This is a genomic window from Paraburkholderia sp., assembly GCF_050742655.1.
In the GTDB taxonomy this organism is placed as follows: domain Bacteria; phylum Pseudomonadota; class Gammaproteobacteria; order Burkholderiales; family Burkholderiaceae; genus Paraburkholderia.
On the sequence record NZ_JBOIGG010000022.1, the window covers coordinates 114011 to 125915 of the forward strand.

Here is an 11905-nt window from a genome sequence, read left to right on the forward strand (position 1 = left end):
CTGGAGGGCGCGGGATGAACCGACAGGCGGAGCGGTGGAGGGATGAGGTGGGTTGTGCGCTTGACGTGAGCGGGGCAACCTCATGACCCGCATCGTGCGCCGCTTGCGCGCGGTCGCCGCGCTGCCGCTGCTGGTCGGCGCATGCAGCGCATCGGCGGTCTTCGCCGACGAAGCCGCGACCACGACGAGCACTACATCCACGTCCGCAGCCGACGACGTCGCCCCATCGACGCTCGAACGCGACGTCCACCTGTTCGTCATCCAGAAAGACGGTTCGGTCGAAGAGCACGACGACTCGACGTTGCGCGCGAATACGACGAGCGGCGTCGACGACATCGCGCAACGCTACGTATGGTTCAACAAGGACATCGAGCACGTCGATCTGCTGAAGGCGGAGACGATCGACCGCGACGGCGTCGCGCATCCGGTCGGGTCCGAGGCGATACGCGACGTGCAGGAGCCGCGCTCGGCCGGCGCGCCGACGTTCGAGGACGGCGTGCTGCGCACGGTGATCTTTCCAGGCGTCGAGCCGGGCGCGCGCGTGCATCTGGTATTCCGCAAGACGCGCACGAAGCCGCTGCAGGCCGGCGCGTTCGCGTATCTGGTCGAGCCGACGCGCGGTCCGGTCGAACTGCAGCAACTGATCTTCGATCTGCCCGACGACTTGCCGCTCTACGCCGACGCACGCGGCTACACCGCGTTGCCACCGGTCACTGCGAACGGCCGCACCCGCTATACGTTCGAATACCGGCACGGCACGTATGCGCCGATCGAAGCCGGCGCGGTCGGCTACGCGACATGGGGCGACCGGCTGATGGTGTCGACGGTACCCGACTTCGCGACCTTCGCCGCGCAGTACCGTAGCGCCGCAGCCGATCCGACCGCGAACGATCCCACTGTCACGAGCCTCGCGCAGTCGCTGACCGCGGGGCTCACCGAACCGGCCGACAAGGCACGCGTGCTGTACGACTGGATGCGCTTCAACATCCGCTACGTCGCGCTGTTTCTCGGCGAGACGGCGGCGGTGCCGCACAAGGTCGTCGACATCCTGCGCAACCGCTACGGCGACTGCAAGGACCACGTCGCGCTGTACGGTGCGCTGCTCGCGGCGGTTGGCATCCGGAGCGAGGCGGCGTTGCTGAACCTCGGCCCCTTCTATACGTTGCCCGCAGTGCCGGGCTACGGCGCGAGCGCGATCAATCATGTGATCGTGTGGATTCCCGAGCTGCACCTTTTCGCTGACACGACCGCGGGTGGTATCGCGTTCGGCACGTTGCCGACGGGCGTGATGGACCGGCCGGTCCTGCTGGACGGCGACGGCACGCTCGCGCGCACGCCGGCCGTGCAGCCGCGCGGCCGCACGACGCGTCTGCAGATCGACGTCGACGCAAGCGGCACCGGGACGTTCGCGTACCGTGTCGAGGATAGCGGCGCACCGGCCGAACTCGAGCGCAACGTGTTTCGCCGCGCGACACATCGGCAGGCGCAGCAGATTGCCGCCGACCGTTTGCGGCAGACGGGATTGCACGGCACCGCGCACGTATCGACGAGCGACGTCGCGGCGACTCGCGGCCCGTTCGCGACGACGCTGCAGGGCACGCTCGAACACTTCACGTGGCCCGATGGTACGACTGCATTACCCGCGCTGACGAGCTTCGCGGGCGGCCTCGCGACGCAGGTGCAGGCGTGGCTCGCGGAGCCGGAGCGCACGCAGCCGTGGGTGTGCATCGGCGGCGACTTCGACGAGACCGCGGAGATCGCGCTGCCGGACACGCTGCGCGTGACCGATCTGCCGACCGATACCGCGGTGCGCGACGGCTTCTTCGATTACGCGTCGCACTATGTGTTCGATCCCGCGACGCATGTGCTGCAGATCACGCGGCGGCTGACCGCGCAGTTCGGTCATCAGGTGTGCACGCCCGACCAGTTCGCGCAGATGCGCGGCACGTTGCAGCGGATCGAGCGCGATGCGCTGTCGCAGGTGGTGGTGAAGGCGGGGAGGATGTAGTGGCGGTGCACGAGCGTCAACCAGGCCTCGCTTGTCCCGCGCAGTCCCGCTTCAACGCGTGTTCGACTTCACGCCATACACCGGCCAGCAGATACCGGTAATACAGAACGTCCGCCTCGTAACCGATCCTGCGAAGCCACGATTTCTCCTTGTTCGACAGTAACGAACGGATCTCGCGTACCACCTTGTGAGTATCGAAGCCCATCCAGATCGGGGGTATCGGCGTCAGCAGATTGGGACCGCAGACAGGGGCGACCTCCCGAAAGAAGATGTCTTTCAGGACGTGTGCAGGGAAGCGACGGATTCGAGCGGCTTCGAAGTCGTAGTCAATTTCGCTGTCGACGAAGAACTCCGACATCACAGACCATATGAATTCGCGGTCGGCTTTTCCTACCGTGTTCTCCATGCCTGAAATTCCCCCGGCTCGTGATGTCGACGGCACGCCCCGCAAGGGGCGACGCCCCCGCCTTGACGGACTTAGTTCAATCAACTAAGCTAACTCCATCCAATCTACCTGAGTGACAAGCCATGCTCACGTACAACATCCACGACGCAAAGACCAACCTGTCACGGTTGATCGATCAGGCGGTGCACGGAGGTGAACCCTTCGTGATTGCCAAAGCGGGCAAGCCACTCGTCAAGGTCGTACCTCTCGACCTGCCGGTGGCCGTCCAGTTCAGCCGGATCGGTTTCCTGAAGGGGCAGGTCAAGGTACCGGCCGACTTCGACACGATGGGGGCCGGTGAGGTCGAGCGGCTGTTCGACGGTGATGCCGCATGAAATTCCTGCTGGATACTCACGTGATTCTGTGGGCGGCAGCGGATGCCCCGGCACTGTCGACCGAGGCGCGTGCGCTGCTGAATGACCCCGCTAACGCACTGCTCTTCAGCGTGGCCAGCTTGTGGGAGATCGTGATCAAACGTGGACTCGGGCGCGACGACTTTCAGGTTGAGCCGCGCGTATTGCGCCGCAGCCTGCTCGACGTCGGCTATGAGGAACTGCCGATCCTCGGTTCGCACGCACTGGAACTCGAGCAGTTGCCGAACATTCATCGCGACCCCTTCGACCGTATCCTGGTTGCGCAGGCCATTGTCGAAGGCGTGACGCTGCTGACCCACGACGACACCGTGGCGAAATATCCCGGTCCCATTCGCCGGCTGTGACGGAGCTATTCCTCCTCAACTCCCGCCCTTCGTCACGATCGGCACCCACGCACCGCTCTTCACCTGATACAACGTAGACCCCGCGTTCTTCAGCGCGCCGTTGCTGTCGAATGCGATATGACCGGTCACGCCGTCGAAGCTGATGCTCTTCAGTGCGGGCCGATAGGTCGCCGGGGACGTCGACTTCGCAGCCTCCATCGCCTTGATCGCGGCCCACGCGGCGTCATAGCCGAACGGCGCATACGACAGGATGTCGACGCCGAAGCGCTTCTTGAACTTCGCCGAGAAGTCCTTGCCGCCCGGCAGCGACGCGAGCGGCCGGCCGTATTCCCAGGCCATCGTGCCTTCGGCTGCATCGCCGGCGAGCTTGATGAACTCGGGGTCCATCACGCCGCCGCCGCCGACCAGCTGCGCGCGCAATCCAAGCTGCTTCATCTGCTTCGCGACCGATGCCGCCTGCGTGTCGAGCCCGCCGAAGAACAGCAGGTCCGCATCGGTGGATTTGATCTTGGTTAGCTGCGTGCGGAAATCGACCGCCTGGTTCGACGTGAACTCGTGCGCGACGAGCGTGCCGCCGTGCGCCTTCACGGCCTTCTCGAATTCGTCGGCCTCGCCCTGGCCGAACGCGGTGCGGTCGTCGAGGATCGCGATGCGTTTCGCCTTCGTCACGTCGACTGCGTAGATGCCCGCATTGCCGGCGTTCTGCGCGTCGGTCGAGATCACCATGAAGGTGTTCGCGAAGCCCTGGTTGACGATGGTCGGATTCGTCGCGGCCGGATCGATCATCGGAATGCCGGCGCTTTCATAGACCCGCGACGCGGGAATCGTCGTGCCTGAATTGAAGTGGCCGACAACGACTGCGACGTGCTGGTCGACGAGTTTCTGCGCGGCCTGCACGCCGATGCGCGGGTCGGCCTGATCGTCCTCGGCCGCGAGGGTGAATTGCGCGACCTTGTCGCCGATGTGGATCTTCTGCGCGTTCGCTTCGTCGAGCGCGAGTTGCACGCCATTCTGCAGATCCTTGCCGTAGCCGGCGTTCGCACCGGTCAGCGGTGCCGCGAAGCCGATCGTGACCGGCAGGTCGTCGGCGAAACCGGCGAGCGGCGCAGCCGCGAACAGCGCGGCAACCGTTACGGCGAAGGGTTTCAGCGTCTTGCGAAGACTCATGGTGGTTCCTTCCATCGGCAGGTTCAGGATTCGAAAACGGGTGCGTTCGACGCGCGCCCTCGACGGCTCAGCGTACGGACGATCCGGTCATGCGGGCAATGCTGGAAAACGCGGAATACAGGGAAAACGCGGAACACGCGCGAGGTGCCCGCGGTGCGCCGGAAACGGCGTACGGCCGGCCAGAAGGAACGCAAAGCAGATTAAAAAGGGCGGCGGCCGATCGACGTGGCGCGAATATAAGAAGCCAATTTGCGAACGTCTTGGCAAAACGCGGCGCTTTGCGCGCGCATTTCAGCACAGCGCGATGCCGCTTTGTGCAGACGAATAGGTAGACGAACAGGCAGACGCGTCGCCCGTGCAGGTCGGATAAAAAATGCGGAGGGGAGAGAAGGCGACTAGCTGTCGCCCTGCAACCGCAGGACTTCGTCGCGCAGTCGCAGCAGCGGCGCTTTCGTTTCGTCGTCGGCCCACGTTTCGAGGTCGTCGAGTGCGCGCTGGCAGCCGTCGAGCACGATGTCGAAGTCGATCGGGATACCGTTTGCGAGCGCGAACTGCAGCGTCTCCGCGAACTGCTGGCATTCTTCGTCGCCGTACGAGATGTCGAGGTTGTCCGCGATGACTTCGGCGATGTTGCTGCGTGCGCGGTCGTCGGCGGCGACCATGTCGATCACGCCGCGCGCAACTTCAGGCGCGTGATAAAGCGCGATGTCGAGCCAGTGCGCGGGATCGAAATCCGGCTCGCTGAACTGGCTCTCGAAGAATTCGATCGCTTCCTGTTCGTGCGTTTCGCCGGCGTCGACGCTCTCGCACAACTGCTCGAAAATTTCTTCGCGTTCGCTGCGGATAGTGCCGTCCATCTGATCCTCGTTCGTTGCGGTGTAGTGTGCGGCCCGCATTACAGGCGCCGCGACTGTTAGACGGTCGCGGCCACCCATGCGTCGAACCACTCGCGCGGCTTCGCAATCTCGTCCTGCGCGGCGACGAGTTCGAGTTCGTAGCGGCCCGCTTCCCACGTGGTGCGCACGACCGCGTTGACCGCCGCGAGCGTGTGCTCGAACGCGGCGCGCAGCGGGTCGCCGAGCAGCGTGCGCGCGACGAACACCGCGCTCGTCAGATCGCCGACGCCGACCGGCTGACGCGCGAACGGATACAGCGGACGCTGGCCCATCCACGCTTCGCGTGCGGTGACGACGAGCATGTTGAAGCGATCGGCGGGAGAGTTGCGGTCGAGCAGATGCTTGACGAGCACGATCTTCGGACCGCGCCGGATCACTTCGCGACACGCGGCGAGCGCTTCGTCGACGGTTTCGATCGTGCGGCCAACGAGCCGCTGCAGTTCGCTGTGATTCGGCGCGAGGCCGTCGGCGACTTCGGGCATCCGGTTCACGAGAAACTCCTGGATGCCGGGCTCGACCTTGCAGCCGGTCGACGTCCCCATCACCGGATCGCAGAAGAACCACGCGCGCGGATTCGCGGCCTTCACGGCGGCGACGATGTCGATCACCGCCTGCGCCTGCTCCGGTGTGCCGAGGTAGCCGGACAGCACCGCGTCGCAGCGTGGCAGCATCCCGATCGCGCCGATTCCGTCGACCAGATCGGCCATCTGTCCGGCGTCGATCGCGCTGCCGGTCCAGTGGCCGTACTGCGTGTGGTTCGAGAACTGCACGGTGTTGAGCGGCCAGACGTTCACGCCCAGCCGACGCATCGGAAACTCCGCGGCGCTGTTGCCCGCGTGTCCGAAGACGACGTGCGACTGGATGCTCAGAACGTTTTTCATGGTCGGTCAGGGGTGACGCGTGAAGGGTGCGAGGCCCGCTGGCCGCGGCAGACGGGGCGCACGGGCGGGCTATCGGGTGACGATACATGAGTTTTCGCGCGCGGTGACCAGCGTCGTGCGTCAGGTGTTGCGGGAAATCGTCAGCGGGCGTGGATCGGGTTGTGCCGCCCGCCCACGTTACCCAGGTTAAACGAGCGACCGGTACAGATCCAGGTAGCGCTGCGCCGACGCGCCCCACCCAAAATCCTGCCGCATCGCGCGCTGCTGCGCGGCTTTCCATTCGCCGCGCCGCGCGTACAGCGCGAACGCGCGGCGGATCGCGGCGGCCAGCGCGTCGGGCTCGAAGCGCTCGAAGACGAAGCCGGTCGCGAGGTCGTCGGCGAGATTTTCCAGCGACGCATCGACCACGGTATCGGCCAGCCCGCCGACCCGATGCACGAGCGGCAGCGACCCGTACGCGAGCGCGTACAGCTGCGTGAGGCCGCACGGTTCGAAACGCGACGGCACCGCGATCACGTCGCTGCCCGCGACGATCGCGTGCGCGAGTGGCTCGTCGAACCCGCGTTCGACCGCCACCGCATCCGGATGCGCATGCGCGACGCGCAGCAGCCCCGCTTCGAGCGCGGGGTCGCCGGTGCCGAGCACGACCAGCTGGCCACCGCGCGATACGATCTCCGGCAAGGCGCCAAGCAGCAGGTCGAGGCCCTTCTGTTCGGTGAGCCGGCTCACGACGCCGAACAGCAGCGCGTCGCTTTTCTGCGCGAGCCCGAAGCGCGCCTGCAGCGCGGTCTTGCACGCACGCTTGCCGGGGAGTCGCGTGCTCGTGTAGCGCGCCGCGAGCCCGTCGTCGATGGATGGATTCCACACCGTGTAGTCGACACCGTTCAGGATGCCCGACAGATCGTGCGTGCGCGCGCGCAGCAGCGCGTCGAGACCGCCGCCCTGCGCGAGCGTCTGGATCTCGCGCGCGTAGGTCGGGCTCACGGTGGTGAGCCGGTCGCTGTAGTAGAGACCGGCTTTCAGGAACGACAGCTGCCCATAGAATTCGACACCGTGCATGCTGAAGAAATCGCCGGGCAGCGCGAGATGGCCGAACTCCTGCGCCGGGAAAATGCCCTGATACGCAAGGTTGTGCACGGTGAATACGGTGCGCGCGAACGTGCGGCCGGCCGCGCGTTCGGCGGCCTTCAGATAGGCGGGAGCCAGGCCCGCATGCCAGTCGTGCGCATGGATGATCTGCGGCGCCCACGCGGGATCGGCGCGCTGTGCGAGCTGCGCCGCGGTCCAGCCGAGCAGCGCGAAACGCTGCGCGTTGTCGCCATACGGTACGTGCTCGGCATCGAGATACGGATTGCCGGGACGGTCGTACAGCGCGTCGTCGCGGATCATGTAGACCGAGATACCGTTGGCCGGAAGCGTGCCGAGTTCGAGCGTCGCGTGCGAGAGACTACCCCGGTGTCCCAGGGGATGCGCCAGCTGCGCAACCGGACGCAAATCCGCGAGGCCCGCAGCAACCGCGGGGAAGCCGGGCAGCAGCACGCGCACGTCGGCGCCGCGTTCGATCAGCGCGGGCGGTAGTGCGCCGGCCACGTCGGCGAGACCGCCGGTCTTGAGGAGCGGATACAGCTCGCTGGCGACATGCAGCGCACGGATCGTCATAAGCTCTGAACCTGTGAAAAACCGGAATGGACGAGGGCGGGGCGTGCACGGCGTGCATCAAGCGCATCACATCTGTGACGCGCTTGATGCAACCCGCCGCGAGCGGTCAATGCGCCGCCTGCTGCTGGCGCCGCAGCGCTTCGGCCGTGACCAGCACGACGCCCGCGTCGGTCCGGTAGAAGCGTTCGCTGTCGAGCACGGGATCTTCGCCGATCACGGTGCCGTCGGGAATCGAGCAGCCCCGGTCGATCACCACGCGACGCAGCCGGCAGCTCGCGCCGACGGTCACCTGTGGCAGCAAGACTGCCTCATTGATGTTACAGAACGACTTCACGAGCACGTTCGACGACACGACCGAGCGCGAGATCTGCGAGCCGGTGATCACGGAGCCGCCGCACACGATCAGGTTGGTCGCCGAGCCCTGCAGTCCGTTCAGGTCACGCACGAATTTCGCGGGTGGCAACTGCTCCTGATGCGTCCAGATCGGCCAGTTGCGGTCGTACAGGTCGAGCGCGGGGATCGTCGACGCGAGGTCGAGATTCGCGGCCCAGTACGCGTCGATCGTGCCGACGTCGCGCCAGTAGGATTCGGCCTTTGGATCGGAGGTCACGCACGACATGCTGAACGGATGCGCGATCGCGTGGCCCTGGGTGACGACGCGCGGAATGATGTCCTTGCCGAAGTCGTGATCGGTCGCGGCGCTGGTGATGTTCTCTTCGAGCAGCGAGTACAGGTAGTCCGCGTTGAACACGTAGATGCCCATGCTCGCGAGCGCGATGTCGGGGCGGCCTGGCATCGCGGGCGGGTCGGCGGGTTTTTCGACGAAGCCGATCACGCGCCGCGATTCGTCGACGGCCATCACGCCGAACGCGGTTGCTTCCATCCGCGGCACCTCGATGCAGCCGACCGTGCAGTCCGCGCCGCTCTCCGTGTGATCGAGGATCATCCGCGTGTAGTCCATCTTGTAGATGTGATCGCCGGCCAGCACGATGACGTACTTCGGGCGGATCGAACGGACGATGTCGAGGTTCTGAAACACCGCATCCGCGGTGCCTCGATACCAGTGCGCGCCCTCGACGCGCTGCTGTGCCGGCCACAGGTCGATGAATTCGTTGAACTCGCCGCGCAGGAACCCCCAGCCGCGCTGCACGTGCCGCAGCAGCGAATGCGCCTTGTACTGCGTCACCACGGCGATGCGTCGTATGCCTGAATTCAGGCAGTTGGACAACGCGAAATCGACGATCCGGTACTTGCCGCCGAAGTGCACGGCGGGCTTCACGCGTTTGTTCGTGAGCGGCCCGAGCCGGGTGCCGCGGCCCCCAGCAAGCACGATGGCGAGGGTCGTGTGCTGCAGATCGTTGAGACTGGCCGGAGTGTGCATGTACGTCTCCTTTATCTATTTTTCCCCAGATGGCCCTGGCGGTGTGGCAGCCCGCTCTCGTCGGATTCTTGATATCGGTCGTCGCTGTCGTCGCAGTTTTGCGGCACGTCTGCTATTTCTAGCACCGTTTCGCCGCGCGCGCTCGAATGGATGGTTTTTGCGATAGGGCGATGGGGTGGGGAGGGTGCTTCGCGTTGCGCGGATCGAGGGGATTTCGCGGTGGGGCGGGTTGCGGCGTCGATGCGGTGGAGCGCGTCGACGGGTCGTGTGGCGGTGCAATATCGGCAACGCGGGTTGCGGTCCGGTTCGACGGGATGGTGGCGGGTCGGTGCGAAACCCCGTGCGTCGTGCCTGCCCGGCTCGCAGCGGCTTGCGCGCCGCGCCGGTAGAATCGGCGGCTCCGATCCGCATGAGGCATTCCGTCGATGATCTCGAACCGTCACTCTCTTGCCGCGTGGTTCGTCGCGGGAGCCTTTGCCTGTGTCGCTGCCGCGCCTGTTACGGAAGCGTTTGCCGCCGGGAGCGCGTCAGCCGCCGTGCCCGCGCAGTCCAGTGCCGCGAGCAGCATGCCCGCGTCGCCTGCCACGGCCGCCGACGCCGCATTGGCGGCCGGCAACGAAGGACCGGCCTACGGCCCCGAGCTGGAGGGCTTCACGTACCCGGCGCCGGTTCACCAGTTCAACTTCACGTCGCAGGGCGAAGCGTTGCACATGGCGTATCTGGACGTGCAGCCCGATCATCCGAACGGTCGCGTCGCGGTGCTGCTGCATGGCAAGAACTTCTGCGCGGCGACGTGGGAAGGCACGATCCGCCGGCTGTCCGATGCGGGCTACCGCGTGATCGCGCCGGACCAGATCGGCTTCTGCAAGTCGAGCAAGCCGATGCGCTACCAGTACAGCTTCCAGCAGCTCGCGCGCAACACGAACGCGCTGCTCGGCTCGCTCGATATCCAGAAGGCAACGATGATCGGCCATTCGACCGGCGGCATGCTCGCGATCCGCTACGCGCTGATGTACCCGGCGCAGACGCAGCAACTGGTGCTCGTGAACCCGATCGGTCTCGAGGACTGGAAGGCGAAGGGCGTGCCGTCGCTGTCCGTCGACCAGTGGTACGCGCGCGAACTGAAGACGACCGCCGACGGTATCCGTCGCTACGAGCAGTCCACGTATTACACGGGACAGTGGCGCTCCGACTACGAGCCGTGGGTGCAGATGCTCGCGGGGATGTATCGCGGGCCCGGCAAGAATGCGGTCGCGTGGAATTCGGCGCTGCTGTACGACATGATCTACACGCAGCCGGTCGTGTACGAACTGGGTCTGCTGAAGGTGCCGACATTGCTGATGATCGGCGACAAGGACACGACCGCGATCGGCAAGGACCTGGCGCCGCCCGAGGTCCGCGCGAAGCTTGGCCACTACCCGGAACTCGCGAAGCTCACGCAGCAGGCGATTCCGCATGCACGGCTTGTGGAGTTCGACGAGCTGGGGCATGCGCCGCAGATGCAGGATCCGCAGGCGTTTCATAAGGCGTTGCTGGATGGGCTGGCGGCGGTGCCGGCGGATCGGTGAGGGGGAGGCGTCGCGAGGGCGGTTGTGTGCTGAAAATCACGCTTCGGCGGGCATTGACTGCCTTTGGCAGTGGTGTGCACTTGCCGATACGAATTTCAGAGCGATCGGATGCGTTATGTCCAAAAGATACTCGATAAATATCACTCTCTAATGACGGATGACAGGTATCGTCCCTACATGATCGAGCAAATATCAACGATTGCGGGCTGGAAAGATGCGTAAGCGCCAAGTTGTAATTCTTGCTGCGCTAATCGTTACGTTTGGCGTGTGCGGCTTTGGTTGGAAAGTGATCAATAACGCTAACACGCGAGAGGAAAAGGCAAACACGCAACCCAATTTAATTTTTGGCCTGGGCGACGACAGTGACGAGGTGATGCGCCTGGCGAAAGTGCCGATTCAGAGATCACATATCTCGACAGCGCTGATGTACGACGCGAGCCGGATCGCGACGGGAGTAGAACCCGTGTTTCAACTCAAAGACCCCAAACACGGAATCGTATTTCCTCAAACCACCGACGTCGAGTTCATGTCGGATACTGAAGAAGGTCGAAGGATAAGAAATATCCAATTGACGTTCAAGGTCCCGACTTCACCGGAGGACGTGCATGACACGGCAGCTTTCGAAACCTACGACGAAGCGATGTACCGCTATGTGATGGGTGTGATTTCGCTCATCAATGGCGCTGGGTGGAAACGATATATTTCCCTTTCAACACCAAGATTGGCGGGTTTGGACACTTACGTTTTTCAGCCGGAGGGGTATGGCGGACGGACATTCGTGTCTCCGTCATTATTGGTGTACGGTGACCCTGATTATAAGTTGACCTTGGATCAATGGAAGCATTTAACTAGGGCTGATACTGTAACCTGGCGATGGTATTCGGATGGCGCATTTATTGATTTAACGTATTCCAAGGATTATCGCTCGCCGGATGTGCCGATCTCGGTAGGTGATCAACTGGACGTACAGATTCAATCGGAAGCCGGGTGGCTCGACACCTATGGTGCAACCTATGATGCTGCACGCGCTAAATACCAGGGCGTTATCCCGAAATATTTAGTCGGCCCTGAAGAATTCATTTGCAGTCCAGATCAGGTGATCGCGAGCCATCGAACCCGCGAAGTGTCGAGAACATGAGCAAACCACTTCAGGACGAACAGCGCAAAGAAGACGGGCCGCAG

The 11905-nt window shown here is 64.3% G+C and carries 12 protein-coding genes; 6 read left to right on the forward strand and 6 right to left on the reverse strand.

What is annotated here, in order from left to right; translation table 11 throughout:
- Positions 1–82: 82 nt before the first annotated feature.
- On the forward strand, positions 83–2008 hold the full coding sequence (locus tag ACREXZ_RS26335) for a DUF3857 domain-containing transglutaminase family protein (protein ID WP_431767066.1): 1926 nt from the start codon (positions 83–85) through the stop codon (positions 2006–2008).
- Positions 2009–2024: 16 nt separating this feature from the next.
- Here ACREXZ_RS26335 and ACREXZ_RS26340 read toward each other — a convergent pair whose 3' ends face one another.
- A complete protein-coding gene (locus ACREXZ_RS26340) occupies positions 2025–2414 on the reverse strand; it encodes a DUF7079 family protein (RefSeq protein WP_431767067.1) in 390 nt (129 codons plus the stop codon).
- Between the two features lie 122 nt (positions 2415–2536).
- On the opposite strand from ACREXZ_RS26340, the gene ACREXZ_RS26345 reads away from it, so the two are divergent.
- On the forward strand, positions 2537–2788 hold the full coding sequence (locus ACREXZ_RS26345) for a type II toxin-antitoxin system Phd/YefM family antitoxin (RefSeq protein WP_431767068.1): 252 nt from the start codon (positions 2537–2539) through the stop codon (positions 2786–2788).
- Positions 2785–3171: a type II toxin-antitoxin system VapC family toxin gene (locus ACREXZ_RS26350; protein WP_431767069.1), complete on the forward strand. Its 387-nt coding sequence runs from the start codon at positions 2785–2787 to the stop codon at positions 3169–3171. Before ACREXZ_RS26345 ends, ACREXZ_RS26350 begins: the two co-directional genes overlap by 4 nt.
- A gap of 15 nt (positions 3172–3186) precedes the next feature.
- Here ACREXZ_RS26350 and ACREXZ_RS26355 read toward each other — a convergent pair whose 3' ends face one another.
- From ACREXZ_RS26355 to glgC, 5 genes are all read right to left on the reverse strand, one after another.
- On the reverse strand, positions 3187–4338 hold the full coding sequence (locus tag ACREXZ_RS26355; RefSeq protein ID WP_431767070.1) for a branched-chain amino acid ABC transporter substrate-binding protein: 1152 nt from the start codon (positions 4336–4338) through the stop codon (positions 3187–3189).
- A 395-nt stretch (positions 4339–4733) separates the two neighbouring features.
- Positions 4734–5195 (reverse strand): hypothetical protein, encoded by a 462-nt coding sequence (locus ACREXZ_RS26360; RefSeq protein ID WP_431767071.1) that lies wholly within the window; start codon positions 5193–5195, stop codon positions 4734–4736.
- A gap of 56 nt (positions 5196–5251) precedes the next feature.
- Positions 5252–6115: a pyridoxal kinase PdxY gene (gene pdxY / locus ACREXZ_RS26365; RefSeq protein ID WP_431767072.1), complete on the reverse strand. Its 864-nt coding sequence runs from the start codon at positions 6113–6115 to the stop codon at positions 5252–5254.
- A gap of 186 nt (positions 6116–6301) precedes the next feature.
- Positions 6302–7774 (reverse strand): glycogen synthase GlgA, encoded by a 1473-nt coding sequence (gene glgA, locus ACREXZ_RS26370; protein ID WP_431767073.1) that lies wholly within the window; start codon positions 7772–7774, stop codon positions 6302–6304.
- Between the two features lie 106 nt (positions 7775–7880).
- Positions 7881–9155: a glucose-1-phosphate adenylyltransferase gene (gene glgC / locus ACREXZ_RS26375; protein ID WP_431767074.1), complete on the reverse strand. Its 1275-nt coding sequence runs from the start codon at positions 9153–9155 to the stop codon at positions 7881–7883.
- 566 nt (positions 9156–9721) lie between these two features.
- Between glgC and ACREXZ_RS26380 the strand changes: the two genes are divergently transcribed.
- The 3 genes from ACREXZ_RS26380 to ACREXZ_RS26390 all read left to right on the forward strand — a co-directional run bounded on the left by ACREXZ_RS26380 (position 9722) and on the right by ACREXZ_RS26390 (position 11861).
- A complete protein-coding gene (locus tag ACREXZ_RS26380; RefSeq protein ID WP_431767078.1) occupies positions 9722–10723 on the forward strand; it encodes an alpha/beta fold hydrolase in 1002 nt (333 codons plus the stop codon).
- A gap of 72 nt (positions 10724–10795) precedes the next feature.
- Positions 10796–10945: a DUF2515 family protein gene (locus tag ACREXZ_RS26385; protein WP_431767079.1), complete on the forward strand. Its 150-nt coding sequence runs from the start codon at positions 10796–10798 to the stop codon at positions 10943–10945.
- Entirely contained in the window at positions 10938–11861 is a 924-nt protein-coding gene (locus ACREXZ_RS26390; protein WP_431767075.1) for a hypothetical protein, read from the forward strand. The genes ACREXZ_RS26385 and ACREXZ_RS26390 overlap by 8 nt, the downstream gene beginning before the upstream one ends.
- Positions 11862–11905: the final 44 nt, after the last annotated feature.